Genomic DNA, 26934 nt, shown 5'->3' with positions numbered 1-26934 from the left:
GCATGGGAAATTTCTTTATTGCGCGCCCGGTCTTTGCCTGGGTGCTGGCGATCCTCACCATGCTGGCGGGGGCCTTGGCCGTGGTCACCCTGCCGGTCAGTCAGTATCCTGACATCGCCCCCACCACGGTGCGGGTCTCGGCCAGCTACAGCGGCGCCACCGCCGAGGCGGTGCAGAACTCGGTGACTCGCGAGATCGAGGACGCGATGACCGGCCTCGAAGGCATGCTCTACATGACCTCCAGCTCGTCCAAGGGCCGGGCCTCGATCGAGATCACCTTCGACGAGAGTGTCGATCCGGTGGACGCCCAGAACGAGGTGCAGTCCAAGATCAGCCAGGTCGAGGGCCGCCTGCCGAGCGCGGTGCAGAGCCAGGGGGTGAGCGTCTCGCGGTCCTCCTCGTCGATCCTCATGGTCGGCGCGCTGGTCGACACCACCGGCACCTACAGCACGGTCGAGCTGGGCGACATCATGTCCACCACGGTCGAAGGGCCGATCAAGCGCACCGAGGGCGTCGGCGGCGTGCAGAGCTTCGGCTCGGGCTATGCCATGCGCATCTGGCTCGATCCGCTGTCGCTGGCGCGCTACCAGCTCACCCCTTCGGACGTGATGAGCGCGGTCTCGGCGCAGAACTCCACCGTCTCGGTCGGCGCGCTCGGGGAGCAGCCCACCACCAAGGGCCAGCAGTTCACCGCGACCATCACCGCCCAGAGCCAGTTGACCACCGTGGACGAATTCGAGTCCATCCTGCTGCGCTCTTCGGAAGAGGGTGGGGTGGTGCGGCTCGGCGATGTCGCGCGGGTCGAGATCGGGCAGGAGAGCTACGGCGGGGACTCGCGCTTCAACGGGCTGAACGCCTCGGGCTTCGGGGTGAACCTTGAAACTGGCGCCAACGCCGTGGATACCGCCGCCGCCGTGCGCGCGCAGCTCGACAGGCTGAGCGCCGCGCTGCCCGAGGGGGTGGAGTTCCGCACCGCCTATGACACCTCGCCCTTCGTCGAGCTGTCCATCGAGCAGGTTTATCACACGCTCTTCGAGGCGATCGTGCTGGTGCTCGCGGTTCTGCTGATCTTCCTGCAGAGCTGGCGCGCCACGCTGGTGCCGCTCATCGCCGTGCCGGTGGTGCTGCTCGGGACTTTCGGGGTGCTGATGGTCGCGGGCTATTCGATCAACACGCTGACCATGTTCGCCATGGTGCTGGCCATCGGCCTGCTGGTCGATGACGCCATCGTGGTCGTCGAGAACGTCGAGCGCCTGATGGAGGAAGAGAAGCTCTCGGCCTTCGAGGCGACGAAACGCTCGATGAGCCAGATCACCTCGGCGCTCGTCGGGATCAACGTGGTGCTGGCGGCGGTCTTCCTGCCGATGGCCTTCTTCGGCGGATCCACCGGGGTTATCTACCGGCAGTTCTCGATCACCATGGTCGCGGCCATGGCGATCTCGCTGATCATGGCGATCATCCTTTCGCCGCCCATGTCGGCGCGGTTGCTGAAACCCGCGCACGGTCCGGCGAAATTCCCCCCGGCGCGCTGGTTCAACGCCGGGCTCGGCAAGGTCACCGAGGGCTACGGACGCGTCGTCGATTGGTCGCTGAAGATGCCCGCGCTGGTTCTGCTGGTGCTGGCGGCGGCGCTTGGCGGGGCGTGGGTGGTCAACGAGCGGCTGACCTCCTCCTTCATTCCTGCCGAGGACCAGGGCGTGTTGATGACGATCATCAACCTCACCGAAGGCGCGACGACGCAGCAGACGAAGGCCACGCTGGAGCAGGTCGAGGATTACCTGCTGAACCAAGAGGGCGAGGCGGTCGAAAGTACCTTTGCCTCGCTCGGTTTCGGCTTTGGCGGCTCGGGCCAGAACCGCGCCATGGTCTTCGTGAAACTGCGCGACTTCGCGCTGCGGCAGGACAAGCCCGAGCTCTCGGCCAACGCCGTGGCGGCGCGGGCCACCGCGGCCTTTGCTTCGAGCCGCGCCGGACAGATCATGGTGATGCAGCCGCCTGCAATCCGCGGCCTCGGCAACACCGGCGGCTTCTCGTTCTACCTCGTCGATCAGGCGGGCAACGGTGTCGAGGCGCTGCAGGATGCCGCCGACCGGCTCGAAGCGCTCGCCGCCGCGCGGCCCGAAATCGCCAACGTCCGGGTCTCGGGCACCGAGGACGAGAGCGCGCTGCGCATCTCCATCGACCGCGAGAAGGCCGAGAGCTTCGGGCTCACGCTGTCGGAGATCAATGCGATGCTCTCGGTGATCTTCTCGGGCAGCGAGGTGAACGACTTCGTCCTCGGCTCGGAGCTTCGCCCCGTCATCGTGCAGGCCGATGCCGAGCACCGCATGCAACCCGAGAACATCCTAGAGTGGTACGCCAGGAACGCGGAGGGCGAGATGGTGCCCTTCTCGGCCTTCATGAAAACCGAATGGGAGCCCGTCGCGCCGCGCCTTCAGCGCTACTCGGCGACGCAGGCGATCGAGGTCTCGGGCTCGCCGAGCGCCGATGTCAGCTCGGGCGTGGCGATGACCGTCATGCAGGAGCTGGTCAACGGCATGGACGGCGGCTACGGGCTGGCCTGGACGGGGCTGTCATACCAGGAGCAGCAGTCGGGCGCGCAGGCACCACTGCTCTACGCGATCTCGGGGCTCGTGGTGTTCCTTGCGCTGGCGGCGCTTTACGAAAGCTGGGCGATCCCCTTCTCGGTGATGCTGTCGGTGCCGGTCGGCCTGTTCGGGGCGCTGCTGGCGGCCTATTGGTTCGGCCAGTCGAACGACGTCTACTTCAAGGTCGGCATCCTGACGACGATCGGCCTTTCCGCGCGCAACGCGATCCTGATCGTCGAGTTCGCCGAGGACCTGAGGCGGCAGGGGCGGAGCATCGCGCAGGCCGCCAAGGAGGCGGCGCAGCTGCGCCTGCGGCCGATCCTCATGACCGCGCTGACCTTCATCCTCGGGGTGGTGCCGCTGGCCACGGCCAGCGGGGCGGGGGCGGGGGCGCAGAACGCCATCGGCATCGGGGTGATCGGCGGGATGATCGCCTCGACCGCCATCGGCATCTTCCTCGTTCCGGGCTTTTACGTGCTCGTCATGCGCCTGGTGCGCCGGGTGAAGAGCGGCAAGGCCACGGCCTGACGCTGCCGGGCGCGGCCGCACGTCCCTGTCACGTGGCGATCTTGCCAAGCAGGCGGATCAGGGTCTGGCGCTCGCGCTTGTTCAGCGGGTCGAGCACGTCGGCGCTGACCTCGATGGCGGCATCTGTCGCGCTGTCCACCAGCGCCACGCCCTCGGGGGTGAGCGAGACGAGATGCCGGCGCCGGTCCGTGGGGTCGCGCTCGGTGCGCAACAGGCCGCGCGCGCCAAGCCGGTCGACCACGCCTTTCGTCGTCGCCCCGTCCATGGCCACCGAGCGACCCAGCATGTTCTGCGACATTGGTCCGTCCTCGGCCAGCCGGTGCAGGATGGAGAACTGCATCGGTGTCAGGGCGCCGTCGATCTTGTCCGAGAAGATCGTGCAATTGCGCTGGTAGGCCTTGCGCAGCAGGAAGCCCACCTGCTCGTGCAGCTGGTAGCCATGCTCGTCGCTGGTGCGGGCTTTGGGCGTGTCGGCCATTGGTGCGCTCCTTCCTCCTTGAAAGAGGTAGGGCGCCCGGCGCCGCATCGCAACGCCGATGTGGCGCTACTTGGCGTCAATTCTAGACCGACAGGTAGGCGTCCCGGATTTCCGGCTGCTTTTCGAGCGTTCCGAAGCTGCCGTCGAACTTTTTCCGACCGCTCTCGAGGATGATCGCCCGGTCGGCGACGGCGCGGGCGAAATGCAGGTTCTGTTCCGAGATGAGCACCGTCAGCCCCTCGGCCTTGAGCCTGAGGATGCTGCGCGCCATCTGCTCGACGATCACCGGGGCGATGCCCTCGGAGGGCTCGTCGAGCAGCAGCAGCGCCGGGTTGCCCATCAGCGTGCGGGCGATGGTGAGCATCTGCTGTTCGCCGCCCGACATGTGTTTGCCGCGGTTGTGCCGCCGCTCCGCGAGGTTGGGAAAGAGCTCGAAGAGCTGCTCGACGGTCCAATGCGGCGCCCCATCGCGCTTGGGCTGGCGGCCGACCTCGAGGTTCTCGAGCACCGTGAGATCCGAAAACACCCGCCGGTCCTCGGGCACATAGCCGATCCCCGCCTTGGCGACGCGGTAGGCGGGCAGGCCGACCAGCTCGCGCCCTTCAAAAGTCACCGAGCCCGCGCGCGGCGGCAGCAGTTGCATCACCGATTTCATCGTTGTGGACTTGCCCGCGCCGTTGCGCCCGAGCAGCGCCACCACCTCGCCGCGCGCCACGGAAAAGCTCAGCCCGTCCAGGATATGCGCCTTGCCGTAGAAGCTGTGGATCTCGGAAACCTCAAGCATCGCCGGCCTCCTTGAAGAGCGTCCCGCCACCCAGGTAGACCTCCTGCACGCTTGGATCGCTGCGCACCTGCTCGGCGGTGCCATCGGCGATCAGCTTGCCCCGGTTCAGCACCATGATGTGATGCGCATGGGCAAAGACCACGTCCATGTCATGCTCGGTAAAGAGCACCGACAGCCCCTGTTCGCGCACGATGTCCGCCACCAGCTGCATGAGGTCGATCCGCGCCGAAGGGGCCATGCCCGCCGTCGGCTCGTCCATCAGCAAGAGACGTGGGCGGTGGCAGAGCGCGATGGCCAGCTCGAGCCGCTTGAGATCGCCATAGGCCAGCACCGAGCAGGGGCGGTCGGCCTGATCTGCCAGCGAGACGGTGCGCAGGACCTCCAGCGCGTCCTCGCGGTAGAGTTTCCACGCCCGTGGCCCGAAGGAGAAGAGCCGCCGGTGGTGACTGATCAGGGCCATCTGGACGTTCTCGACCACGCTCATCGAGCGATAGGTGCCGGTGATCTGGAAGGTGCGCCCGACGCCCATCCGCCAGATGTCCCGCGGCGGCTTGCCGGTGATCTTGGTGCCGCGCAGATAGACCTCGCCCGTCGTAGGTTTGAGCTGCCCGGTGAGCATGTTGAAGCAGGTGGACTTGCCGGCGCCGTTGGGGCCGATGAGGGCCTTCAGTTCGCCCTCGCGGACCGAGAAGCTGACCCCGTCCACGGCGAGGAAGCCGTCGTAGCTCTTGCGCAGGTTGTCGGCGCGCAGGATCTCGGTCATCGTGCCGCCTCCTCGTCCGAGGACCGGAAGCGCAGCGCCAGCCGCCGCAGGGTCCCGACGATGCCCTCGGGCATCAGGATGACCACGCCGATGATGACCAGCCCCAGCAGCAGACGCCAGTACTCCAGCCGGGTGAGCCAATGCTCGACCGAGGTCAGGAAGCTGGCCCCGACCACGCCGCCGGCCAAGGACTTTACCCCGCCGAGGAAGACCACGATCAGCGCATCGAAGCTTTTGGCGATCTCCAGCTCGGTGGGAAAGACCGAGCCCTTGGAAAAGACGAAGAGCCCGCCCGCCAGCCCCGCCATCATCCCGGCCATCGCGAAGGCGACGAGCTGCACGCGCCGCACGTTGATGCCCATGGCCTCGGCCTGTCGCGGGCTGTCGCGCCCGGCACGCAGCGCATAGCCGAAGGGCGAATGGATGATGTGCCGCAGGGTGAGGATGCCGCCGACCCCGAACGCCAGCGTGAAGTAGTAATAGGGCAGCGGGCCGTTCAGCCAGTCTGCCGGCCAGATGTTGATCAGCCCGTCGTCGCCACGCGTCAGGCTGCGCCACTGGAAGGCCAGCGACCAGACGAGCTGCGAGAAGGCCAGCGTCAGCATGGCGAAATAGACCCCCGAGAGACGGATGCAGAACCACCCGATCCCCAGCGCCAGAAGACCGGCCGCGAGCGGCGCGAAGAGGAAAGCCAGCTCCATCGGCGTCTCGGTATGGAAGACCAGCAGCGCCGCCGCGTAGGCGCCGCCGCCGAAGAAGGCGGCGTGGCCGAAGCTCACCATGCCGCCGGTGCCGAGGATGAAATGCAACGAGGCGGCGAAAAGGGCGAAGACCGCGATGTCGATCACCAGGGTCAGCACGAATGGCTCGGCCACGCCGGGCAGGGCCGCGAGCAGGATCAAGAGCGCGGCGGTGAGCGCGATGCCGGCCGGGCCATAGGGGCGGATCGGGGTCTCGGGCGCGCCGACCTGCCCGTGCTCGCCCGCCACCTCCTCGCGGCCCAGAAGGCCGTAGGGCCGGACGATCAGAACGGCCGCCATGACCACGAACATCAGCACCAGCGTCGACTGCGGCAGGAAGGCCACGCCAAAGGCATTGAGCACCGAGATCAGCACCGACGCGATGAAGGCGCCGGGCAAGCTCCCCATGCCGCCGATCACGACCACCACGAAAACCGCGCCGATGATGTTGAAATCCATCAGCAAGTCTGCGCCGCCTTTCGGCAGCTGCAGAGCACCGCCCCATCCGGCCAGCGCGGAGCCAAGGGCAAAGACGCCGGTGAAGAGCCACGCCTGGTTGACCCCGAGCGCGCCGACCATCTCGCGGTCCTGCGTTGCCGCGCGCACGAGGATGCCGAGCCGTGTACGGGTGATCAGGTACCAAAGCGCCAGCAGGATGACCGGGGTGATCGCGATCAACACGATGTCATACTTGGGCACCGGTTCGCCGAAGAGGCGCCAGACGCCGCGCAGGCCGGGCGCGCGCGGGCCGAGCCGGTCCTCGGCCCCCCAGATCATCAGCGCCAAATCCTGGATGATCAGGATCACCCCGAAGGTGGCGACCAGCTGAAAGAGTTCGGGGGCGCGGTAGATGCGCCTCAGCACGACGATTTCGATCAGCGCACCGATGCCTCCTACGGCAAGCCCGGTCAGCAGGATCGCCCCCCAAAAGCCCACCGCACCGGGAAGCAGCTGCATCAGCGTGACCCCGATGAAGGCCCCCAGCATGTAGAAGGAGCCATGCGCGAAGTTGACGATGCGCGTGACGCCAAAGATCAGCGACAGCCCCGAGGCAACGAGAAAGAGCGCCGCGGCATTGGCAAGACCGGTCAGGAACAGGGCGAGGTAGAAGGCCATGGGGCGGAAGGCTCGGCTTTCGGAAGGTGGGATATGGGCGGCACAGTAACGCGGCCAAGGCAGAGCCGTCGCCGGCTGGCGGTGGCGCAAGATCGGTCCGCCGGAGGACGGCGGGAAGGCGGAGAGGCGCAAGGGCCTCTCCGCCCATGTTTCAGCCCGCGCTTACTCGGCGGGGCGCATGGCGCGGATCTCGTCGTCTGAGGGCATGTAAGGCGCTGGCTCCTTGTAAGACCAATCCACCATCACGCCTTCGCCCGCATCGTTGAGCGCCGTGGTGCCGACGAAGGCGCCCAGCGTCGACTGATTGTCGAGCGCGCGGTAGTGCAGGGGGCCGATGGGGGTATCGGGGATTTCCAGATCCTCGAAGGCGGCGCGGATTGCCTCGGTCTCGGTGCTGCCGGCGCGTTCGATGGCGGCGGCGACCGAGAGTGCGGTGAGATAGCCGACGTTGCTGCCGTTCTTCGGGGTCTCGCCGAACTTCTCCTCGTAGGCGGCGACGAAGGCACCGCCGGGGGTATCCTCGGCAAAGTCGTACCAGGGGTAGCCGGTGACGAACCAGCCCTCGGGCGCCTCGTCGCCGAGCGGCTCGAAATACTCCGGCTCGCCGGTCAGCAGGCCGTAGACGTCGCGCCCGTCAAAGAGCCCGCGGTCGGTGCCCTCGCGCACGAGCTTTGCAAGGTCGGTGCCGAAGGTAACGTTGTAGATCGCATCGGGCTTGGCGCGTTCCAGCGCCTGTGCCTCGGCGCCGGCGTCGATGTTGAAGAGCGGCGGCCATTGCTCGGCGACGAACTCCACGTCGGGCTTGAGCCGCTTGAGGTTGGCCTTGAAGGCCTCCACCGCCTCGGTGCCATAGGCGTAGTTCGGCGCGATGGTGGCATAGCGGATGGCGTCGGTGCTCGCCGCCTGCTCGGCCAGCATCGCCGCCTGCACCCAGGTCGAGGTGCGCAGGCGGAAGGTGTAGGGATTGCCCGACCCCCAGACCAGCGTGTCCGCCAGCGGTTCCGAGGCGAGGTAGACGTAATGCTTCTCGGCGGCGAAGGAGCTGATTGCCAGCCCGACGTTGCTGAGGATCGTGCCGGTGAGCATCACCGCGCCATCGCGGGTCATCAGTTCCTCGGCGATGCGCACCGCTTCGGCAGGATCGCCCTGGTCGTCGCGGAAGATGAACTTCAGCGGCCGGCCGAGCACACCGCCGCCCGCGTTGATCTCGGACACCGCCAGCTCGATACCCTTGCGGTAGGGCTCGGCAAAGGCCGCGAGGCGCTTGAAGTGGTTGATCTCGCCGATCTTGATCGGCGCCGTGTCCGCCGCTTGGGCAAGCAGGGTGGTCGGGGTCAGGGCAGTGGCTGCGGCAAGCGCCAGAACGGTGCGTCGAAGCAGGGTCATCTCGGTCGCGTCTCCTCGTTGGCGGGGTGTGGACCCCCCGCGGGCCCCTCATACGCGCGAATGCGGCGCCTGACAAAGGTGCTGTCACCTTGGCGGGCGCGCTATGGGTATTTGGGCCTGAAAGATCCGGCGGAAGCGCCGGGCGTTGCGCGAACCTGCGCTTGGGAGTAGGACTGCGCGCCAAAGCGCGGACAGAGCCTTAGGAGAGACGATCATGACGCGAGCTTTCATTTTCCCCGGTCAGGGGGCGCAGACCATCGGGATGGGCAAGGCGCTTGCCGAGACCTACCCGTCGGCAAAAGCCGTGTTCGACGAGGTGGATTCGGCACTGGGAGAGAACCTCTCGTCGCTGATCTGGGAGGGCGAGATCGAGACGCTCACCCTGACCGAGAACGCACAGCCGGCGCTGATGGCGACCTCGCTCGCCGCCATGCGGGCGCTCGAGGCCGAGGGCATCGAGATCGGCGCGGCGCGCTTCGTTGCCGGCCACTCGCTGGGGGAATACTCGGCGCTGACCGCCGCCGGCGCGCTGAGCGTCGGCGACGCGGCCAAGCTGCTGCGCACCCGGGGCAAGGCCATGCAGGCCGCCGTCCCGGTCGGCGAGGGCGCCATGGCGGCGCTGCTCGGCCTCGATCTGGCAACCGCCCGTGCTGTCGCGGAAGAAGCCGCGCAGGGCGAAGTTTGCGCCGCGGCCAATGACAACGATCCGTCGCAGGTGGTGATCTCGGGCAGCAAGGGCGCGGTCGAGCGTGCGCTCGATATCGCCAAGGCGAAAGGCGCCAAGCGCGCGCTGCTGCTGCCGGTGAGCGCCCCCTTCCACTGCGCCCTGATGGCCCCCGCCGCCGAAGTCATGGCCGAGGCGCTGGAGCAGGTCGAGATCACCGCGCCGAGCGTGCCGCTGGTCGCCAACGTGATCGCCGAGGCCGTCACCGACCCGGCCCGCATCCGCGCGCTGCTGGTCGAGCAGGTGACCGGCTCGGTGCGCTGGCGCGAGTCGGTGGAATACATGGTCGCACAGGGCGTGACCGAGTTTTGGGAGATCGGCGCGGGCAAGGCGCTGTCGGGCATGGTCAAGCGCATCGAGCGCAGCGCCGTCCTGCGCAACGTCGGCGCGCCGGACGATGTGACCGCGGCTCTCGAAGCCGTCTGACCGCCCGCACCACGGGTCCATGCTGAAAAAGGCAGGGGAGCACGCGCTTCCCTGCCTTTTTGCTAGCGGCCAATGTCCCGGAGGGCCGGGGGGCGGCTTGACGCGGAAGACGGGTGAGCCGCGCGGCGGCTCAGGCGCCCCAGGTCTTGCGCAGCACGCGCAGCCAGTTGCCGTGGCAGAGCTTCTCCATCAGCGCGGCGTCGACGCCATGCGCGGTGAGCGCGGCGCGCAGGTTCGGCAGGCCGGCGACATCGGCGATGCCCTCGGGCACGGTCGCGCCGTCGAAGTCCGAACCGAAGCCGACCCGGTCCTCGCCGAGCTTGCCGATCAGGTGGTCCAGATGGCGCAGCACCACGTCGAGGCCGCAGTCGCTTCCCATCCGCCCGTCCTCGCGCAGGAAGGCGGTGGCGAAGTTGATGCCGACCATACCGTCGCTCTCGGCGATCATCGCCAGTTGCCGGTCGGTGAGGTTGCGGGCGTGGGTGGTCACCGCGTGGGCGTTCGAATGGGTGGCGACCAGCGGCGCATCCGAAAGCGCGGCCACGTCGTCCATGCCCTTTTCGTTGAGGTGCGACAGGTCGATCATCACCTTGAGCGCGTTGCATTCCTTGACCAGCCGTTTGCCGGCCTCGGTGAGCCCGTCGCCGGTGTCGGGTGTGGAGGGGTAGCGGAAGGGCACGCCGTTGCCGAAGATCGTCGGGCGCGACCAGACCGGGCCCAGCGAGCGCAGTCCGCGGGCGTAAAGCGCGTGCAGCTCCTCGAGATCGGGGCCGATCGCCTCGGCGCCCTCGAGGTGCAGCACCCCCGCCATCTTCGGCCCGCCGAGCGCGGCCTCGATTTCGGCGACGGTGGTGCAGGGGGTGATGGCCCCGGCGGCGGCCAGTGCTTCAAAGGCCTCGACCCCGCGCCATGTGGTCTCGAGCGCCTCGGGCTGGGGGATCATCTCGGGCAACGGCAGATCATACTGCGGGCGGCTCATCGCGTCGAGGTCGTCGCCTGGCTTGGCCGGGCTCGGCACGAAGATCGCGAAAAAGCCGCCGCCGAAGCCGCCCTGCTGCGCCCGGGGCAGGTCGATGTGGCCACTGCCAAGGCCGTTGGCGACGCCGCTCGCGGTGACCGCGCCGCCCAGCAGGCGCAGCAGGAGATCGTTGTGGCCGTCGAAGATGGGCGGGGTGGTCGCATGCGTCATGAGAGGACTTTCAATGGTACAGTTGGCGAAGCTCAGTTGAGGAGGTAGCCGAGGACGAGAACCCAAGCCGAGAGCAGGACAAGCAGGCACAGCATGTAGCCGCCGTTCCAGCGCAGGCCGACGTGGCGGGCGCTGACGTTGCCGAAGCTGCCGATCAGCAGGGTGGTGGCGGTGAAGGGCGAGCTGATGCCGCCGAGCGCCCAGCCGGCGGTGATCGCGACGACGATGACCTCGGGCGACACCCCGAGCTGGTCCGCATGCGGCACCAGCGGTGCGATCAGGGTGACCGCGAGGATGGGGTTCATGCCAAGCTGACCGAGCAGCGGGATGATCCAGACGAAGCTGACCAGCACCAGCGCGGGGGGCAGGTCCTCGGGGTGGAAACCCGAGGCCTTGACCAGCGGGGCCAGAAGCGGTGCGCCGACGGTGCCGATGAAGCCGGCCATCATCAGCAGGGTGACCTCACCGCGGTAGGACGGCAGCTCGCGGAAGACGAACTCGGCGGCGCGGCTCTGCAGCGGGGCGCCGCCGCCGCGCTTCTGCAAAAGGACCCAGCAGGTGGCCATGGTCGGCACGACAAGCAGGACGATGGCGATGATCCGCAGGCCGGTGAGCGACTGCAGGACCAGCACCGAGACCCCCAACAGGCCGAGCAGCACCAGAAGCGGGCTCATCAGCGCCCAGCTGCCCTTGGGCGCGGCGCGCGGCGCGGCCGGTTGCGAGAGCTTTGGCTTGAAGATCGTGTCGAGTGCCCAGCCGGTCAGGGTGATCAGCGCAGAGGTGCCAAGCGCGGGCAGCACCACCGAGCCCCAGCTGGTGCCGGGGATCAGCGCGGTGGTGATGGCGACGGAAAAGGACATGGGCGACCAAGGCAGCGAGGCGACGAACCCGCGCTGGATCGCCAGCAGCATGCGGCGGGTGCGGTGGCTGCGGATCTCGGCGTCGGGCTCGTCCTGGGCGGCGGCGGTAGCGAGGCTGCCGAGCAGCGCGATGGCGCCGTAGTTCAGCAGCAACGCGAAGGCCTGTCCGCCGAGGGTCAGCGCGAGGTACCGCCGCCCGGGCGGCTGCAGCGCCAGGAAGTTGCCGGCGGCGCGGATCGAGGGGGCCTGCTGCGCGGCGCTGCGCAGCGTGGCGAGCGCGGCAAAGAAGGCCGCGATGAAGGCGGCCGAGTGAAAGGCCTTGAGCAGCACCGCCTGCCAGTCCGGCACCCGCCATATCAGCGCGAGGCCCAGCAGCACCGCCAGGGCGACGAAGAGCCGGCGCCCCGGCGCGACCTGCAGTGTCAGCAGCCCCACCAGCAGCGTCACCGCGGGCACGACCAGCAAATCGACCGGGCCGGTGAGATGCCATTCCTGAACGACGACGAGGCAGGTGATCAGCCCCAGCAGCAGTCCGGTCAGGCGGGCGAGGGGCGTGGGGGACACGGGCAGGCGCGTGGGCACGGTGCGGATTCCAGTCTCGTGCGGGCTTTTGTCCGGACATAGACCATCCTTGCCGGGAGAGGGCAATGCCCCCGGGTCGGCGCTCCGGCGCGAGACCGGCCCGGGGGTATCGCAGCCGTGGCCACCTGCGTGGTTTTCAGGCGCGGCAGCGGCGCGCGGTCATCGTTCCGGCCGTACTGCCGGCCTGTCACGAAAGCTTCATCCAAATGATACGCAATCGAATCCCCGCCGTCACAGCCTCGATACGGTTCGGGGCGAGACACCGTTCCGGACAGACAGGGGAAATCATGCTCACCGTCGAGAACCTGACGAAGCGCTTCGGCGCGAACACCGCCGTGGACAGGGCGAGCTTTACGGTCGACCGTCCGATGATGATCGGCATCATCGGACGCTCCGGCGCCGGCAAGTCGACTTTTTTGCGGATGATGAACCGCCTCACCGACGCCACCGAGGGCAAGCTGGTCTTCGAGGGCCGCGACGTGCTGCAGCTCAAGGGCAGCGAGAAGCGGCTCTGGCAGTCCGACTGCGCGATGATCTTCCAGCAGTTCAACCTCGTGCCGCGCATGGACGTGGTGTCGAACGTGCTGCACGGCACGCTCGCGCGCCGCAACACGCTGGCGACGATGTTCAACCTCTACCCGCGCGAGGACGTGCACCGCGCCATCGACATCCTCGAGCGGCTCGGCATCGCGGCCCATGCGGCCAAGCGCGCCGAGGCGCTCTCGGGCGGTCAGCAGCAGCGCGTCGCCATCGCCCGGGCGCTGATGCAGGATCCCAAGGTGGTGCTGGCCGACGAGCCCATCGCCTCGCTCGATCCGATGAACGCCCAGCTGGTGATGCAGGACCTGCGCCGCATCCACGACGAGGACGGGCGCATGGTCATCGCCAACCTGCACACGCTGGATACGGCGCGGCGCTACTGCGACCGGGTCATCGGCATGCGCGACGGGCGGATCGTCTTTGACGGCACCCCGGCGCAGCTGACCACCGGCGTGGCGCGCGACATCTACGGGGCGGGCGCCGATTTTTCGGAGAACGCCACCTCTACCGAGATCCGCGACCCCGTGGTCGCGGCGGAAATCCGGGCTGCGGAAGTCGCGGTCTGATCACCCGGGCCCATCGGGACGGGCCCAATACCTGACATGAGGGACAGAAGATGAAGAAACTGATCGCAGCGGCTCTGGCCAGCACCGTGCTCGTGGGCGCCGCCCAGGCACAGGAGATCACCGAATTCCGCCTCGGCATCCTCGGCGGCGAGAACGCCCAGGACCGCATGACCTCGAACCAGTGCTTCGCCGAAAAGATCGCCGAAGCGCTCGGCGTCGAGGTGAAGGTCTTCACCCCGGCCGACTACAATGGCGTGATGCAGGGCCTGCTCGGCGGCACCATCGACGCGGCCTGGATGGGCGCCTCCTCCTATGCCGGCACCTACATTGCCGACCCCGAGGCGGTCGAGCCGGTGCTGGTCAAACAGAACCTCGACGGCTCAATCGGCTACTATTCGATCGGCTTCGCCCGCGCCGACAGCGGTGTGACCTCGCTCGAGGACCTCAAGGGCAAGAAGTTCGGCTTCGGCGATCCGAACTCGACTTCGGGCTACCTGATCCCGTCGATCGAGATCGCCGCGGCCGGCTATGACATGACCCCGGGCACCTACTTCGGCGACGTCGTCTTCACCGGCGGCCACGAGCAGACCATCGTCGCGGTCAACAATGGCGACGTCGAGGCAGGCGTGACCTGGGCCGACGGCCAGGGCAACTGGGAAGACGGCTACAACTCGGGCGCGCTGCGCAAGGCCGTGGACGCCGGCCTCGTCGACATGAACGACCTGGTGCAGATCTGGCAGTCGAACATCATCCCCGAAGGCCCCTTCGTGATCCGCAAGGCGCTGCCGCAGGACGTGAAGGATACCGTCACCGAGCTGACCGCCAACCTCTGGGAAGAAGACCCCGACTGCGCCTACGGCGTTGCGGCGGGCGATGCCAAGGACTTCATCCCGGTGACCCACGCCGAATACGAGTCGATCGTCGCGGCACGCCGTTCGAAGATCAACTGATCACAAGAGCCGAGGGACCCCGCCGCCGTGCGGGGTCCTTTTCGTTTACCGGTCGCGCGGGCGGCATGCGCCGCCCGTTCGCCGCTGCAGGACCCGTTGATGACCCAGACCCCAGACGCCCCGCACGACACGCGCGGCCACTACATGGCCCTGATGGCGCAAAGGCGCCTTTATGGCGGGCTGACGCTCGCGCTCTTTGCCCTGCTCATGATCTCCGGCTTCATGCTGGCCGACGCGCGCAACGCGGGCGGGTTCTGGAGCGGCCTGCCGCAGATCTTCGACTTTCCCGCCGACGTGATCGCCGACACCCTGCCCAAGCTCGACCGGCTGCCCGGCCACCTCGTGCGCTACTTCCCGGCGCTGGTCGAGACGATCAACATCGCCGCGGTCTCGACGCTGCTGGGGACGGCCGGGGCCATCGTGCTGTCGCTGCTTTCGACCCGGGGGCTGGCGCGCTGGCCGCGTCTGATCCCTGTGTTTCGCCGGTTCATGGACATCCTGCGCGCCGTGCCCGAGATCGTCGTGGCGCTGGTGCTGATCTTCGTGCTGGGCGGCGGGCCGGTGCCCGCCATGCTCGCCATCGCGCTGCACACCGCCGGGGCGCTCGGCAAGCTCTTCTCCGAGGTCAATGAAAACGCCGATCTCAAGCCGGTCGAGGGCCTTTCCTCGGTCGGGGGCACCTGGCTTCAGCGCATGTGGCTGGGCGTGGTGCCGCAGGTCTCGCCCAACTACTTCAGCTACGCGCTGCTGCGCTTCGAGATCAACATCCGCGCTTCGGCCATCCTTGGCTTCGTCGGGGCGGGGGGCATCGGCTACGAGCTGCGCAACGCCATGGCCTGGGGCAAGGGCCGCTTCGACGAGGCGGCGGCGATCTTCCTGCTGCTCTTCCTGACCATCGTCGTCTTCGACCAGCTTTCGAGCCATGTGCGGGGTGCCATGATCTCGTCCAGCAAGGGAGGCCACTGAGATGGCTGACGCCGCGCTCTACGCTTCTGCCGACCGGCTCTTCCGCCGCAAGAGGCTCCTCGCCTTCGGCCTGCCCGCCGTGATCCTGGCCTATCTGGCCTATATCTTCTTCGCCTTCGACTTGCCCGGGCTGGCCGAGCGGGCGCGCTGGGACAATGCGCGCACGCTGCTCGCCGACACCTGGAGCTACAAAACCCATGTCACCCGCGACAACCGCAGCGGCGCCGTCGCCGTCGCCATCGAGGGCGAACGCAAGGGTGAATACCCCGAAGGCACGACGCCCGACTGGGTCATCCCGCAGGACGGAGGCGCCATCCGCGTTGCGCTGGAAGGCGGGCAGGAGGTGATCCTGCTGCCCGGCAACGGCTTCCGCTGGGACGTGCCGGGCTTTGGTCTGATCGAGGCGCGTCTCGAAGGCCGCAATATCGTCAGCAACCTGCCCGAAGACGGCCTGCCGGAGTGGATCTCGGCATCGACCTCGCGGCTGCAGGTCACCACCGACGGCGCGCGGGTCTCGCTGACCCGGTCCAAGACCGAGCTCTTCCGCTACTTCCCGGGCTGGGAGCTGTTCTTCTTCACCCTCGACAGCCCCTATCACGGGCATGGCCTGGGCGAGATCCTCTTCGGCACGCAGATCGACCCCGCGCGCGGCAACCTCGCCGGCGCCTGGCAGGACTTCTGGGGCAACGCCATGTGGCGCCACAGCGACGTCGCCTGGGCGCTTTTCGAGACGCTCCTCATGGCCTTCCTCGGCACCATGGGCGCGGCGCTGGTGGCCTTGCCGCTGGCCTTCCTGTCGGCGAAGAACTTCGCGCCGCTCATGGCGCTGCGCTTCGCCGCCCGCCGGGTCTTCGACTTCCTGCGCGGCGTGGACGGGCTGATCTGGACCATCGTGCTGAGCCGCGCCTTCGGGCCGGGGCCGATGACCGGGGCGCTGGCGATCCTGCTCACCGACACCGGCTCCTTCGGCAAGCTGTTTTCCGAGGCGCTCGAGAATGTCGACGGCAAGCAGATCGAGGGCGTCGCCTCGACCGGGGCCAAGCCGATCCAGCGCTACCGCTTCGGGGTGATCCCGCAGGTGGTGCCGGTGCTGGTCAGCCAGGTGCTCTACTTCCTGGAATCCAACACCCGCTCGGCGACCATCATCGGCGCGATCACCGGCGGCGGCATCGGTCTGCTGCTGACCCAGGCGATGATCACCCAGAAGGACTGGGAAGAGGTGACCTATTACATCATCCTGGTGATCCTCATGGTTATGGCGATGGACAGCGCCTCTGGCTGGCTGCGCCGCAAACTCATCAAGGGGCTTTGAATGCCGCGTCTTGGACCTGATCCCTTCATCCACCCCGACTGCGAGATCACCGGCTCGGAACTTGGCGCCTATGTCGAGATCGGTCGTGGCTCGCGGCTGAACCGGGTGGAGATGGGCGACTATTCCTACTGCGACCGCTACGCCGATCTGGCGAATGTCACGGTCGGCAAGTTCGCCAATATCGCCAGCTTCACCCGCATCGGGCCGACCGACCACCCGATGGGCAATGCCTCGTTGCACCATTTCCTCTATCGGTCCGAAGACTATTGGGACGACACCAGCCGAGACGAAGACTTCTTCGCCGCGCGTCACGCCCGCCGCGCCTGCATCGGCCATGACACCTGGATCGGGCATGGCGCCGTGGTGCGCCCGGAGGTGACCATCGGCCATGGCGCGGTGGTCGCTTCCTCGGCGGTGGTGACCCGGGACGTGGCGCCCTATACCATCGTCGCCGGGGTGCCCGCGCAGCCGCTGCGCCCACGGTTCGCGCCGGAGGTGGCAGAGCGCATGGTGGCGCTGGCCTGGTGGGACTGGCCGCACGGGGTTCTGCGCGCGCGCCTGGCGGATTTCCGGGCCTTGCCTGCAGAGGCATTTCTCGAGAAATACGAGACGGAACCGGTCGACCCCGCCTGATCCGGCCGGGGTCGACGACGCTTCACGCTCGCGCCGGGTTGCCAGGCCTCAGGCAGAGGCGGCGTGTCGGGTCCCGGCCGTTTCCGCGGACCAGTCTTCGGCGCGGCTGCCGAGTTTGAAGCGGCCGACGTTCTGCCGAAGCGCCTGCGCGGCCTCGCGCAGGTCCGAGCTGGCGGCGGAGGTCTGCTCGAACATCGCCGCGTTCTTCTGGGTTGTCATGTCGAGCTCGCTCACCGCGCTGTTGAGTTCCGACAGGCCGGTGGACTGCTCGCGCGCCGACTCGGCGATGGTGGTCACGCGGTCGGCGATGGTGCGGATCGAGTCGATGATTTCCTTCAAGGCGCCGCCGGTGCGTCCGACCAGCCGCACGCCGTTCTGCACGTGGTCGGACGAGGCGGTGATCTGCGTGTTGATCTCGCTGGCCGCCTCGGAGCAGCGCTGCGCGAGCAGCCGCACCTCGGAGGCGACGACCGCGAATCCCCGGCCCGCGTCTCCGGCCCGCGCCGCCTCGACCCCGGCATTGAGAGCCAGCAGGTTGGTTTGAAAGGCGATGTCGTCGATCACTCTGATATTGCCTGAGATTTGCTGGAACGCGGCTTCGATGACGCCGATCGCCTCAATGGTCTCGCGGACGACTTCGCCGCTGGCCTGCGCGTCCTCGCGCGCCTTTCCGACGAGGCCGTCCACCTCGGCGGCGTTCTTCGCCGACTCCGAGACCGAGGCAGTGAGCTGGTCGAGCGCGGCGGCGGTTTCTTCGACCGTGGCGGCCTGGCGTTCGGTGCGCTGGCCCAGCTCTTCGGATGCCTGGGTGATGTGATCGACGTCGTGGTTGATCGCCTCGGCGCTTTGCGACACATCGATCATCGCCTGCTGCAACCGGTCTGTCGCGCGGTTGAAATCGGTGCGCAGGCGCGCGTAGTCCTCGGGGAAATCCTGCCTGATGGTGCTGCCGAGATCGCCCTCGGCAAGTCGGGAAAGGGCTGTCTGCAGCGCCGCCACCACGGACGCCTGTGCGCTTTGCATCGCGGCGCGGGTGCTGGCGCCGGATTGCAGGTCATCCCGGCTCTGCCGTAGGTCGCGGCGCAGGGCGTCGAGGGCGCGGGCGATGCGGCCAATCTCGTCGCCGCGTTTGCGCGCCGGGATCTCGGTGTCGTACTGACCCGCCGCGACCTCGCCCACGGCGGCGGTGATCCGCCCCAGCGGGCGGGCGATGTTGCGCGCCGCGAGCACCGCAACCAGCAGGGCGACGATGAGCGCCGGCACCGCGGCACGCACCAGCTTGCCGAGCAGGGCACGCGGTCCTGCCGCGATCACCTCGGAAGGTTCCGCGGCGAGCAGCGCCCAGCTTGTGCCGCCGGTCGCCTCGGGCGGGCCGAGGCGGACCGGCTGGAAGGCCGCGAGAAAGCTCTCGCCACCCGGCAGCGCAAGCTCGGTGACGCCGCTCTCGCCGGAGAACGCGGCGCTGATCGCCGGATTGTCCGGCGCGGCGCTGCCGAGTGCGCCGGTCCCGCCGGAGAGGCTGCCGGTGCTGCGCCGGGTGTGATCCGGCCCGATCAGCGCGATACGCGTGGTGGCGGTGAGCGCCGAGGGCATGGCGAGGATCTTTCCGATCTCCGCCTCATCGAGTTCGAAGACCAGCGCCGCGACCAGATCCCCCCATTCATTGTCCAGCGGCAGCGCCACAAAGCCCGCCACCGCGCCGCCGAGCGCCGGCTCCGCGGTGAAATCGGCGAAGCCGAACGCCGCACCCTCGGCCAGCGCGGCGCGGACCGCAGTGCCGAGCGCGCCGCCGTCCTCGCCAAGACTCGTGGCGAAATTCCCCTGCTTGCGCACCGAGTAGATCACATCGCCCGCGGCCGAGACGATGAGCAGGTCGCGCAGGTCCAGGGTCTCGACATCGTTGCGGAAGGCAGCATGGAATTTCTTGTGGAAAAGCGAATAGGCGGTGGTGTCCGGCGCCTCTTCCAGGGCATCGCGGGCCTCGGGCGGGTTGGGGTTTTCATCGACGTAATTGCGCCGCAGGTGGTCGTTCGCCCCGGGACCAAGGCTGTTGTAGGTGCTGAGAAAGCTGCTCGCTGCCTCGATGGTGTGGGCTTGCGTCGCGATGTCGCCGAGCGCGCCGAGCTTGTCGTCGAACCAATCTTCGAGCAGCGCGGCGCGGGTGTCGCGGACGGCGGCGAGGCGGAAACTCACCTCCTGCATCAGCTGCGCGAGCGAGACCTTGTAGGCAATTGCCCCCGCGACGCCGAGGCAGCCGATCGCGATCGCGATCATCAGGAGGGGCAGTTTGAGAGCGACAGAGAGGCTGCGCAGGCGGGACATGGCGTGTTCCTGTTGCTGCTGGCGGGGTTCGGGCGGCGCGCCCGCCGGTGGGATCTTTCAACCATGAAAGGCTGAACAAGCGCCTAACCGGCGCGGCTCTGGCATTGTCACGCGGGACAGTCAGTCGCCCAGCACGAAAGCTGACGTCATGTTGCCGGCCGTGCCGGCGTCGATCAGCAGGCAGTCGAAAAACTGGACCTCGCGCTTTTCGCGGGGTTTGCCGGTGCGGATGTAGTGGTCCGCCTGGCGCACCGCCTCCTCGGCGAAGAGGGCGACGGGTTGCAGCACCGTGTAGACCAGCTCGCCCGCGGCCACCGCGGTCACCGCGTCGGGCGAGCCGTCGAAGCCGCCCACCGTGACCGAAGCGAGCCGCCCCGCCTCCTTCAGGGCGGCGACGGCACCAAGCGCCATTTCGTCATTGCCGGCGATCACCCCGGTGATCTGCGGATGGCTGGCCAGGAGTTTCCGGGTTTCCTCGTAGGCGCGCGTGCGGTTCCAATCGGCGGGTGTCGCAGCGACGCGGTGCAGCCCCTCCGCCGCGCCGAGGATATTGGCAAAGCCCTTGGACCGGATGGCGGCATTGGGATCGGCGGCGGCACCGAGCAGCTCCACGTAACTGCCTGTTTCGCCCATCGCCTGGAGCCAGCGGCGCGCGCCGAGTTCCGCCCCCTGCGCGTTGTTCGACAGGAGCTGCGCCACCGCGAGGCCTGGCATGGCCAGGCCCGCGTTGACGATGAAGACGGGAATGCCCGCCGACTTTGCCCGCCTGACTGTCTCGGCGGAGTCGGTGGCGTCGGCGGGGTCGAGGATGATCGCATCGACCCCGGCGGCGATGGCGGCGTCCACCCGGGCGCCCTCGATCAGCGGATTGCCCTCATGCGCGGTGACGACGGCCTTGTAGCCGAGTTCGGTCGCCGTGGCCTTCGCCACGTCCCCCTCTGCGGCCCAATAGGGGTTCTCGGGGTTGTTGACGATGATGCTGATCCGTCCCTCGGCCCGTGCCTGCGCCTGCGCCTGCGCCGTGGCGAGCAGCAGCGTCAGCAGCAGCAGATGGCGCAGCCTGCGAAGGAGAGCGGGGCGGGGCATGGCACGGACTCCTGTCTCCGGCGTGGTCGGGGGTGCCGGGGTCTTACGACAGGAGAGTTGAACAACCGCTTAAGGCGACGACGGCCTGAAGCCGCCGGCCGGCGTTACTCGGCGGCCATGCGCCGGCGCTGCATCGCCGAGACCAGCCGGGCGCCCGCCTCGCCGGCGAGATAGGTCAGCCGGCCGCCGCAGACCGTCGCCTCGATGGCACGGCTCTCTGCGTTCACCACCACGAAGTCGGCGCGCTTGCCGTGCTCGAGGCTGCCACGGTCGACCAGTCCCATGATCTCGGCCGGGGTGGTCGAGATCATCGCCCAGGCCTCGGGCAGCGTCTTCATCCCCTTGTCAACCAGCGTCCAGGCGGCCTCGGCCAGACAGGGGTAGTGGTAATCCGAGACCAGCGCGTCGCAGAGCCCGTCGGCGATCAGGTGCTGGGCCGAGACATTGCCTGCCTGGCTGCGGCCGCGCACCACGTTGGGCGCCCCCATCAGCACCGGATCGTTGAAGGCGCGGGCGAGCTTGGCAGCACTGACGGTGGTCGGGAACTCCGCGATGCGGGCGCCGATCAGACGGTAGTATTCGCGGGTGTCGCCGTCCGGATCGTCGTGGCTGCCGTAGCGGATGTCATGGGCGTCGAAGCTCTCGGCCAGCGCGCAGAGGTGCCGGGGCACATCGCGCGAGCGGGCGCGGGCCTCCCGCAGCCGGGCGACGAAGGTCTGGGGCGTCTCGCCGGCACGCTCGGCCCAGAGCGCGAGCCGGTGCGGATCGCGGTCGGCGACCTCGAGCGCCTCGGGCAGGTGATCGTTGAACACCACGTAATCGACCCCATGCGCGAGGATTGCGGCGAGCATGCGCGCGCGCGTGTCGGGCATATGGGTCTCGCAGCGGATCTGCAGGCGCAGGTCGGTGTGGGCCTGCGGGCGGTAGGCGGTGAGGGCGGCCATCACCTCTTCGGCGAACTCCGGGCCGCGCATGCCGCCCTCCCAACTCCAGCACTGTGCCAGCCAGGCGGTGGTGACGCCATGGGCGGCGGCCTCGCGATCGGTCCAGCGCAGGCCGGCGAGGATCGGGAAGAGGGCCGAGGGGCGCGGCGCGATATGGCGCTCGAAGGCGTCGCCGTGCAGGTCGATGATGCCCGGCAGAATGAGGTTCCCCGAAAGGTCCACCTCGGGGAGCGGTCCCTTGCTGATCACGCCGCCCTCGATCACCAGAGAGCGCTTCTGCATCTCGCCGTCGCGCAGGAGGGTTGCGCCGGTGAGACGCAGGGGAGGGAGTAGGGCCGTCATGTCTGTCACCCGCCATGGCTGCTCTGGGGTTTCAGGCGGTTCTACCCGGCGTCTGTGTCATGGGCGTGACGGCGGCTCACCTTGCGGCGCCTGTATCCTCATGGCTGATCGTGAGCGCCACGCGGTCGCCCGCGAACCAGGTGTGCCCTTGCTCCACCGGCGCGCCGTCGGGGCCGAGGTTGATCGAGGTCGAGCGGAGCAGCGGCTCGCCCTCGCGCAGGTTGAGGTGCAGCGCCTGCATGGCCGAGGCGGGTTCGGCGGTGAGCCGCGTCTGCGCGCGGGTGTAATCGGTGATGCCATGGCGGCGCAGCGCTTCGGTGACCGAGTTCACCTCGCGCAGGGTCTCGTCGAGGCCGGGCAGGCGGCCGATGGGGAAGAGCGAGACGAAATGTGCCATCGGGACGCCACCGGCCAGAGAGACGCCCTCGAGCACCAGAAGCGGCTCGCCGGGATCAAGCTGCAGCGCTTCGGCCTCGGTGCTGTCGGCGGGGCGGGTTTCCATCCGCAGCAGCCTGCGGTCGGGCAGCCGGCCCGAGGCGCGGACGTTCTGGCTGAAGCGCGTGCGCCCGCCAATCGGGTAGTCCATCGGCGCCATCCGCACGAAGACCCCGGCGCCGCGCCGGGAATGGGTGAGGCCGCGGTCGCCGAGGTCTTTCAGCGCATGACGCACCGTGTGCCGGTTCACCCCGAAGCGCGTGGCCAGCTCGGCCTCGGTCGGGAGCTTGTCGCCGGGGCGATAATGGCGGCGCGAGATCTCGCTTTCGAGGGTGGTGGCAATGGCGTGCCAGACGGGAGAGCGGGGCATGGTCGGACCTCTGTCACCGAAATTTCACGCGATGAGCCCTTGCCCGACTCGGGTCGAGCGGCGTATCACGTGTCTAGTTGTATAGTTATCTAGACAAATCGGCAAGGTGTCCAGATGGAAACTCCTGAACAGGAAATCGCCGCGCGGCAGGGCTGGATGGGCCTGCTGGCGCGTGCCCCGGCCGAGCGGCTTAACGCGCTGCTCGAGGGCGCGGAGCTGCCCGGCTTCGACTGGCTGCGGGTGCCCGAGACTGGCGGCGTCATGGTGCGCGGCCGCATGGGCGGCACCGGCGCGCCCTTCAACCTCGGCGAGATGACGGTGACCCGGTGCGCGCTGAGGCTGGAAAGCGGCGAGGTGGGCCATGCCCATGTGCAGGGGCGGGGCCGCAGCCATGCCGAGCGCGCGGCGCTGGTCGATGCGCTGATGCAGGGCCCGCGGGCCGAAGAAATGCAGGCCCGGGTGCTGGCGCCTCTGGCCGCCGAGGAAGCGGCGCGGCGCGCGGCGCGGGCGGCGAAGGCCGCGGCGACGAAGGTGGATTTCTTCACCATGGTGCGGGGGGAATGATGCAGTCCGACATTCTGACAGGCGATGTGCTCACGGGCGGTTTTGCCGACGCCCCCGTGCAGGCGGCGCGGGCCTTCCGCGCGGCGCTCGAGGCGATGGCACGGCCGGGCCGGATCGAGACGGTCGCGGGCGCCGAGGCGCCGGGGATCTCCACGGCGGCAGCGGTGCTCCTGCTGACCCTTTGCGACCGCGAGACGCCGATCCACCTCGCGCCCGGCTGCGACGGCGCCGCGCTGAAGCGCTGGATCGCCTTCCACATCGGCGCGCCGGTCGTGCCCGCCGAAGAGGCGATGTTCGCCCTCGGCAGCTGGGAGACGCTGAAGCCGCTGGACCGCTACCGCATCGGCACTGCCGAATACCCCGACCGCTCGGTGACGCTGATCGTCGAGGTGGACAGGCTGGAGAGCGCGGGCATGAAACTCACCGGCCCGGGCATCGAGACCGAGGCGGCGCTGACTCTTCCCGAGACCGGGGCCTTCAGGCGCAATGCGCTGCGCTTCCCGCTCGGCTGGGATTGCTACTTCACCGCGGACGACAAGCTGGCGGCGTTGCCGCGGACAACCAAAGTGGAGACGCTCTGATGTATGTGGCTGTGAAAGGCGGCGAGCGCGCGATCGACGCGGCGCATGACTGGCTGGCCGAGGAGCGGCGCGGCGATCCCGATGTGCCCGAGCTGACCGTGCCCCAGATCCGCGAACAGATGGCGCTGGCGGTGAACCGGGTGATGGCCGAGGGCTCGCTCTACGATCCCGACCTCGCGGCGCTGGCGATCAAGCAGGCGCGCGGCGATCTCATCGAAGCGATCTTCCTGATCCGCGCCTACCGCACGACCCTGCCGCGGCTCGGCCATTCCGCACCGGTGGACACCACCGCGATGCTCTGCGACCGCCGCATCAGCGCGACCTTCAAGGACGTGCCCGGCGGGCAGGTGCTGGGGCCGACCTTCGATTACACGCACCGACTGCTCGACTTCGCACTTGAAGCCGAGGGCGAGGCGCCACGCGCCCGCGCCGCCGAGCCGCGCCGCGAGCCGACGCCGCGGGTGACCGAGTTCCTGAACAAGGATGGGCTGATCCAGGACGAGCCGCGCAGCGATGCCCCGCCGCCCGACATGACGCGCGAGCCGATGGAATACCCGGCGAGCCGTCCGCTGCGGCTGCAGGCGCTGACCCGCGGCGACGAGGGCTTCGTGTTGGGCATGGCCTATTCCACCCAGCGTGGCTACGGCCGCAACCACCCCTTCGTCGGCGAGCTGCGCATCGGCGCGGTCGCGGTCGAGATGGAGGTGCCGGAGCTGGGCTTTCCGGTCTGCATCGGCGAGCTGACGCTCACCGAATGCGAGACCGTCAACCAGTTCGCCGGCTCCAAGACCGAACCGGCGCAGTTCACCCGCGGCTACGGGCTGGTCTTCGGCCAGACCGAGCGCAAGGCGATTTCCATGGCGCTCGTGGACCGGGCGCTGCGCTGGGAGGAGCTGGGCGAGGAGAACATCGGCGCCCCGGCGCAGGACGAGGAGTTCGTTCTGGCCCATTCCGACAATATTCAGGGGACAGGTTTCCTCGAACATATCAAACTGCCGCACTACGTCGATTTTCAGTCCGAGCTGGAACTGGTCCGCAAGATGCGGGCAGAGGCTCTGGGCACAGCAAAAATCAAGGAGGCTGCGGAATGAGCAAGGGTTATCACGGGGCGAAACTGCCCGAACTGCCGAAGGGTCAAGATTGGTACTGCGCCTTGGTCGAGGTGGTCCGCATGCCGGGCACGCCCTGTCCCTTTTTCGGAGATGACGAGGGAGAGGTGGACGAGGACGCGGCGCTGGCGGTGCTGTGGATTTGCCTTTCGGCCAATTCCCCGGCCGAGGTCGAGGTGCAGCTCTCCGAGCATGTCGCGGAATGCGGCGGCGTGGCGAGCAGCATCGAGGACGTGCGGCTGATTTCGGTCCCCTCGGACCTGCCGCTCGACGAGGACGGCGCAGTCGACGAGGGGCTTCTGGAAGCCTTCAGCGACCCCGAACTGGGCGACGAGATCGTCTGGGGTGAAATCTATCTCTTCGGCGAGGAGCCAGAGTCATGACCGATCAGGCCTACAACTTCGCCTATCTCGACGAGCAGACCAAGCGGATGATCCGCCGCGCGCTGCTCAAGGCGCTGGCGGTGCCGGGCTATCAGGTGCCCTTTGCCAGCCGCGAGATGCCGATGCCCTATGGTTGGGGAACGGGGGGCGTGCAGGTGACTGCCGCCTGCCTCACCCCCGAGGACCGGCTCAAGGTCATCGACCAGGGCGCCGACGACACCACCAACGCCGTCTCGATCCGCAAGTTCTTCGAGCGCACCGCCGAGGTGGAGACCACCGAGCACACCGCCGAGGCGACGGTGATCCAGACCCGCCACCGCATCCCCGAGCAGCCGCTCGGGGAAGGGCAGATCCTCGTCTATCAGGTGCCGATCCCCGAGCCGCTGCGCTTCCTCGAGCCGCGCGAGACCGAGACCCGCAAGATGCACGCGCTCGAGGAATACGGGCTGATGCACGTCAAGCTCTACGAGGACATCGCCCACAATGGCGCCATCTCGACGGCCTACGCCTACCCGGTGAAGGTCGAGGGCCGCTACGTCATGGACCCCTCGCCGATCCCCAAGTTCGACAACCCCAAGCTCGAAAGCGGGGCGATCCAGCTCTTCGGCGCGGGACGCGAGCAGCGCATCTACGCGCTGCCGCCACATACCAAGGTGGTCAGCCTCGATTTCGAGGACCATCCCTTCGAGCCCAGCAAGGCCGATCACGCCTGCGATCTTTGCGGCTGCGGCACCAGCTACCTCGACGAGGTGATCACCGATGATGCCGGCGGGCGGATGTTCGTCTGCTCCGACACCGATTTCTGCGCCTCGCGGCTGGCCCAAGGGCACCGTGGTGCGCTCTCCCCGCAGGAGGAACACGCATGACCCCGCTGCTTTCCGTTCAGGGCGTCACCAAGCACTACGGCGCGCGGCTCGGCTGCGGCGACGTGAGTTTCGATCTCTGGCCGGGCGAGGTCATGGGCATCGTCGGCGAGAGCGGCTCTGGCAAGTCGACACTGCTGTCGTGCCTCTCGGGCCAGCTCGCCCCGGATGCGGGCAAGGTGGTCTTCGACACCCGCGCGGGCGGCCCGCGCGACGTGCTCACCATGTCAGAGCCCGAGCGGCGGATGCTGGCGCGCACCGACTGGGCCTTCGTGCATCAGAACGCCCGCGACGGGCTGCGCATGGGCGTCTCGGCGGGCGGCAACGTCGGCGAGCGGCTGATGGCCGTGGGCGCGCGCAACTACGAAGGCATCCGCGAACAGGCCATCGACTGGCTGGGCCGGGTCGAGATCTCCGAGGACCGTGTCGACGACCGTCCGCGCGCCTTCTCGGGTGGCATGCAGCAGCGCCTGCAGATCGCCCGCAACCTCGTCACCGGCCCGCGGCTGGTGTTCATGGACGAGCCCACCGGGGGCCTCGACGTCTCGGTGCAGGCGCGGCTCTTGGACCTCTTGCGCGGTCTGGTGCGCGAGATGGGGCTCTCGGCGGTGATCGTCACGCACGACCTGGCGGTGGTGCGTCTGCTTGCAGACCGGCTGATGGTGATGAAGGGCGGGCGGGTGGTCGAGACCGGCCTCACCGATCAGGTGCTCGACGACCCGCAGCATGGCTACACCCAGCTGCTGGTGTCGAGCGTGCTGCAGGTATGATCCGGTCGGTGCCCGTGGTGCGGGCGGGGTCTGC

The 26934-nt window shown here is 68.4% G+C and carries 24 protein-coding genes; 13 read left to right on the top strand and 11 right to left on the bottom strand.

Annotated features, from left to right (window positions below; translation table 11 throughout):
- Nucleotides 1-2: 2 nt before the first annotated feature.
- Nucleotides 3-3116, top strand: coding sequence for a multidrug efflux RND transporter permease subunit (locus G0D83_RS15660; protein WP_164195614.1), 3114 nt, complete (start codon nucleotides 3-5; stop codon nucleotides 3114-3116).
- A gap of 28 nt (nucleotides 3117-3144) precedes the next feature.
- Here the strand turns inward: G0D83_RS15660 and G0D83_RS15655 are convergent, their stop codons facing one another.
- The 5 genes from G0D83_RS15655 to G0D83_RS15635 form a co-directional block, all read right to left on the bottom strand.
- A complete protein-coding gene (locus G0D83_RS15655) occupies nucleotides 3145-3594 on the bottom strand; it encodes a MarR family winged helix-turn-helix transcriptional regulator (protein WP_164195611.1) in 450 nt (149 codons plus the stop codon).
- 82 nt (nucleotides 3595-3676) lie between these two features.
- The gene (locus G0D83_RS15650) at nucleotides 3677-4378 is read right to left on the bottom strand and encodes an ABC transporter ATP-binding protein (RefSeq protein ID WP_164195608.1); all 702 of its coding nucleotides are present in this window, start codon (nucleotides 4376-4378) and stop codon (nucleotides 3677-3679) included.
- On the bottom strand, nucleotides 4371-5141 hold the full coding sequence (locus G0D83_RS15645) for an ABC transporter ATP-binding protein (protein ID WP_108966294.1): 771 nt from the start codon (nucleotides 5139-5141) through the stop codon (nucleotides 4371-4373). The genes G0D83_RS15650 and G0D83_RS15645 overlap by 8 nt, the downstream gene beginning before the upstream one ends.
- A complete protein-coding gene (locus tag G0D83_RS15640) occupies nucleotides 5138-6997 on the bottom strand; it encodes an ABC transporter permease (RefSeq protein WP_164195606.1) in 1860 nt (619 codons plus the stop codon). The genes G0D83_RS15645 and G0D83_RS15640 overlap by 4 nt, the downstream gene beginning before the upstream one ends.
- A 162-nt stretch (nucleotides 6998-7159) precedes the next feature.
- Entirely contained in the window at nucleotides 7160-8383 is a 1224-nt protein-coding gene (locus G0D83_RS15635) for an ABC transporter substrate-binding protein (protein WP_203595055.1), read from the bottom strand.
- Between the two features lie 214 nt (nucleotides 8384-8597).
- Between G0D83_RS15635 and fabD the strand changes: the two genes are divergently transcribed.
- Complete coding sequence (fabD, locus tag G0D83_RS15630) at nucleotides 8598-9533, top strand: ACP S-malonyltransferase (protein ID WP_164195603.1); 936 nt, start codon at nucleotides 8598-8600, stop codon at nucleotides 9531-9533.
- A 130-nt stretch (nucleotides 9534-9663) separates the two neighbouring features.
- Here fabD and G0D83_RS15625 read toward each other — a convergent pair whose 3' ends face one another.
- Both G0D83_RS15625 and G0D83_RS15620 read right to left on the bottom strand, forming a co-directional pair.
- The gene (locus G0D83_RS15625; protein ID WP_164195601.1) at nucleotides 9664-10722 is read right to left on the bottom strand and encodes a dipeptidase; all 1059 of its coding nucleotides are present in this window, start codon (nucleotides 10720-10722) and stop codon (nucleotides 9664-9666) included.
- Between the two features lie 32 nt (nucleotides 10723-10754).
- Nucleotides 10755-12146, bottom strand: coding sequence for a hypothetical protein (locus tag G0D83_RS15620; protein WP_164195599.1), 1392 nt, complete (start codon nucleotides 12144-12146; stop codon nucleotides 10755-10757).
- A 305-nt stretch (nucleotides 12147-12451) separates the two neighbouring features.
- Between G0D83_RS15620 and phnC the strand changes: the two genes are divergently transcribed.
- The 5 genes from phnC (at nucleotide 12452) to G0D83_RS15595 (ending at nucleotide 17131) form a co-directional block, all read left to right on the top strand.
- A complete protein-coding gene (gene phnC, locus G0D83_RS15615; RefSeq protein ID WP_164195597.1) occupies nucleotides 12452-13270 on the top strand; it encodes a phosphonate ABC transporter ATP-binding protein in 819 nt (272 codons plus the stop codon).
- A 50-nt stretch (nucleotides 13271-13320) separates the two neighbouring features.
- A complete protein-coding gene (gene phnD, locus G0D83_RS15610) occupies nucleotides 13321-14220 on the top strand; it encodes a phosphonate ABC transporter substrate-binding protein (RefSeq protein WP_108966282.1) in 900 nt (299 codons plus the stop codon).
- 99 nt (nucleotides 14221-14319) lie between these two features.
- Nucleotides 14320-15186 carry a phosphonate ABC transporter, permease protein PhnE gene (gene phnE / locus G0D83_RS15605; protein WP_164195595.1) on the top strand — a complete coding sequence of 289 codons (867 nt, stop codon included), beginning with the start codon at nucleotides 14320-14322 and terminating at the stop codon, nucleotides 15184-15186.
- A gap of 1 nt (nucleotide 15187) precedes the next feature.
- The gene (phnE, locus tag G0D83_RS15600) at nucleotides 15188-16498 is read left to right on the top strand and encodes a phosphonate ABC transporter, permease protein PhnE (RefSeq protein ID WP_164195592.1); all 1311 of its coding nucleotides are present in this window, start codon (nucleotides 15188-15190) and stop codon (nucleotides 16496-16498) included.
- On the top strand, nucleotides 16499-17131 hold the full coding sequence (locus G0D83_RS15595) for a chloramphenicol acetyltransferase (RefSeq protein ID WP_164195590.1): 633 nt from the start codon (nucleotides 16499-16501) through the stop codon (nucleotides 17129-17131).
- Nucleotides 17132-17179: 48 nt separating this feature from the next.
- On the opposite strand, the gene G0D83_RS15590 is transcribed toward G0D83_RS15595, so the two are convergent.
- From G0D83_RS15590 to phnF, 4 genes are all read right to left on the bottom strand, one after another.
- On the bottom strand, nucleotides 17180-19453 hold the full coding sequence (locus G0D83_RS15590) for a methyl-accepting chemotaxis protein (protein WP_164195588.1): 2274 nt from the start codon (nucleotides 19451-19453) through the stop codon (nucleotides 17180-17182).
- Nucleotides 19454-19573: 120 nt separating this feature from the next.
- The gene (locus G0D83_RS15585) at nucleotides 19574-20539 is read right to left on the bottom strand and encodes a substrate-binding domain-containing protein (protein WP_164195586.1); all 966 of its coding nucleotides are present in this window, start codon (nucleotides 20537-20539) and stop codon (nucleotides 19574-19576) included.
- A 104-nt stretch (nucleotides 20540-20643) separates the two neighbouring features.
- Nucleotides 20644-21825, bottom strand: a complete 1182-nt coding sequence (locus G0D83_RS15580; protein WP_164195584.1) for an alpha-D-ribose 1-methylphosphonate 5-triphosphate diphosphatase — start codon at nucleotides 21823-21825, stop codon at nucleotides 20644-20646.
- Between the two features lie 76 nt (nucleotides 21826-21901).
- On the bottom strand, nucleotides 21902-22630 hold the full coding sequence (gene phnF / locus G0D83_RS15575; RefSeq protein WP_164195581.1) for a phosphonate metabolism transcriptional regulator PhnF: 729 nt from the start codon (nucleotides 22628-22630) through the stop codon (nucleotides 21902-21904).
- A gap of 114 nt (nucleotides 22631-22744) precedes the next feature.
- Here phnF and phnG point away from each other — a divergent pair, with 114 nt between their 5' ends.
- Genes phnG through phnK form a run of 6 tightly spaced genes read left to right on the top strand, consistent with a single transcriptional unit; the run spans nucleotide 22745 to nucleotide 26900 of the window.
- Nucleotides 22745-23194, top strand: coding sequence for a phosphonate C-P lyase system protein PhnG (phnG, locus tag G0D83_RS15570; protein ID WP_108966269.1), 450 nt, complete (start codon nucleotides 22745-22747; stop codon nucleotides 23192-23194).
- On the top strand, nucleotides 23194-23775 hold the full coding sequence (gene phnH, locus G0D83_RS15565; protein ID WP_370457250.1) for a phosphonate C-P lyase system protein PhnH: 582 nt from the start codon (nucleotides 23194-23196) through the stop codon (nucleotides 23773-23775). Before phnG ends, phnH begins: the two co-directional genes overlap by 1 nt.
- Complete coding sequence (locus G0D83_RS15560; protein WP_164195579.1) at nucleotides 23775-24866, top strand: carbon-phosphorus lyase complex subunit PhnI; 1092 nt, start codon at nucleotides 23775-23777, stop codon at nucleotides 24864-24866. Before phnH ends, G0D83_RS15560 begins: the two co-directional genes overlap by 1 nt.
- On the top strand, nucleotides 24863-25267 hold the full coding sequence (locus G0D83_RS15555; RefSeq protein ID WP_108966265.1) for a hypothetical protein: 405 nt from the start codon (nucleotides 24863-24865) through the stop codon (nucleotides 25265-25267). Before G0D83_RS15560 ends, G0D83_RS15555 begins: the two co-directional genes overlap by 4 nt.
- A complete protein-coding gene (locus tag G0D83_RS15550; protein WP_164195577.1) occupies nucleotides 25264-26133 on the top strand; it encodes an alpha-D-ribose 1-methylphosphonate 5-phosphate C-P-lyase PhnJ in 870 nt (289 codons plus the stop codon). The genes G0D83_RS15555 and G0D83_RS15550 overlap by 4 nt, the downstream gene beginning before the upstream one ends.
- Entirely contained in the window at nucleotides 26130-26900 is a 771-nt protein-coding gene (gene phnK / locus G0D83_RS15545) for a phosphonate C-P lyase system protein PhnK (RefSeq protein WP_164195575.1), read from the top strand. The genes G0D83_RS15550 and phnK overlap by 4 nt, the downstream gene beginning before the upstream one ends.
- The last annotated feature ends 34 nt before the right edge of the window (nucleotides 26901-26934 follow it).

Source organism: Salipiger sp. PrR003 (genome assembly GCF_010500785.1).
Classification (GTDB): domain Bacteria; phylum Pseudomonadota; class Alphaproteobacteria; order Rhodobacterales; family Rhodobacteraceae; genus Salipiger; species Salipiger pacificus_A.
Note: the sequence above shows the minus strand (reverse complement) of the source record. Positions and strands in the feature narration are given on the sequence as shown.

What these genes read in the sequence shown, in the direction of transcription:
- phnE (WP_164195595.1), top strand. Translation starts at nt 14,320, where the DNA reads ATGACCCAGACCCCAGACGCCCCGCACGACACGCGCGGCCACTACATG.
- phnE (WP_164195592.1), top strand. Translation starts at nt 15,188, where the DNA reads ATGGCTGACGCCGCGCTCTACGCTTCTGCCGACCGGCTCTTCCGCCGC.
- phnD (WP_108966282.1), top strand. Translation starts at nt 13,321, where the DNA reads ATGAAGAAACTGATCGCAGCGGCTCTGGCCAGCACCGTGCTCGTGGGC.
- phnF (WP_164195581.1), bottom strand. Translation starts at nt 22,630, where the DNA reads ATGCCCCGCTCTCCCGTCTGGCACGCCATTGCCACCACCCTCGAAAGC.
- fabD (WP_164195603.1), top strand. Translation starts at nt 8,598, where the DNA reads ATGACGCGAGCTTTCATTTTCCCCGGTCAGGGGGCGCAGACCATCGGG.
- G0D83_RS15640 (WP_164195606.1), bottom strand. Translation starts at nt 6,997, where the DNA reads ATGGCCTTCTACCTCGCCCTGTTCCTGACCGGTCTTGCCAATGCCGCG.
- G0D83_RS15580 (WP_164195584.1), bottom strand. Translation starts at nt 21,825, where the DNA reads ATGACGGCCCTACTCCCTCCCCTGCGTCTCACCGGCGCAACCCTCCTG.
- G0D83_RS15595 (WP_164195590.1), top strand. Translation starts at nt 16,499, where the DNA reads ATGCCGCGTCTTGGACCTGATCCCTTCATCCACCCCGACTGCGAGATC.
- G0D83_RS15550 (WP_164195577.1), top strand. Translation starts at nt 25,264, where the DNA reads ATGACCGATCAGGCCTACAACTTCGCCTATCTCGACGAGCAGACCAAG.
- G0D83_RS15555 (WP_108966265.1), top strand. Translation starts at nt 24,863, where the DNA reads ATGAGCAAGGGTTATCACGGGGCGAAACTGCCCGAACTGCCGAAGGGT.
- G0D83_RS15625 (WP_164195601.1), bottom strand. Translation starts at nt 10,722, where the DNA reads ATGACGCATGCGACCACCCCGCCCATCTTCGACGGCCACAACGATCTC.
- G0D83_RS15590 (WP_164195588.1), bottom strand. Translation starts at nt 19,453, where the DNA reads ATGTCCCGCCTGCGCAGCCTCTCTGTCGCTCTCAAACTGCCCCTCCTG.
- G0D83_RS15585 (WP_164195586.1), bottom strand. Translation starts at nt 20,539, where the DNA reads ATGCCCCGCCCCGCTCTCCTTCGCAGGCTGCGCCATCTGCTGCTGCTG.
- G0D83_RS15660 (WP_164195614.1), top strand. Translation starts at nt 3, where the DNA reads ATGGGAAATTTCTTTATTGCGCGCCCGGTCTTTGCCTGGGTGCTGGCG.
- phnK (WP_164195575.1), top strand. Translation starts at nt 26,130, where the DNA reads ATGACCCCGCTGCTTTCCGTTCAGGGCGTCACCAAGCACTACGGCGCG.
- phnG (WP_108966269.1), top strand. Translation starts at nt 22,745, where the DNA reads ATGGAAACTCCTGAACAGGAAATCGCCGCGCGGCAGGGCTGGATGGGC.
- phnC (WP_164195597.1), top strand. Translation starts at nt 12,452, where the DNA reads ATGCTCACCGTCGAGAACCTGACGAAGCGCTTCGGCGCGAACACCGCC.
- G0D83_RS15560 (WP_164195579.1), top strand. Translation starts at nt 23,775, where the DNA reads ATGTATGTGGCTGTGAAAGGCGGCGAGCGCGCGATCGACGCGGCGCAT.
- G0D83_RS15635 (WP_203595055.1), bottom strand. Translation starts at nt 8,383, where the DNA reads ATGACCCTGCTTCGACGCACCGTTCTGGCGCTTGCCGCAGCCACTGCC.
- G0D83_RS15650 (WP_164195608.1), bottom strand. Translation starts at nt 4,378, where the DNA reads ATGCTTGAGGTTTCCGAGATCCACAGCTTCTACGGCAAGGCGCATATC.
- G0D83_RS15655 (WP_164195611.1), bottom strand. Translation starts at nt 3,594, where the DNA reads ATGGCCGACACGCCCAAAGCCCGCACCAGCGACGAGCATGGCTACCAG.
- G0D83_RS15645 (WP_108966294.1), bottom strand. Translation starts at nt 5,141, where the DNA reads ATGACCGAGATCCTGCGCGCCGACAACCTGCGCAAGAGCTACGACGGC.
- phnH (WP_370457250.1), top strand. Translation starts at nt 23,194, where the DNA reads ATGCAGTCCGACATTCTGACAGGCGATGTGCTCACGGGCGGTTTTGCC.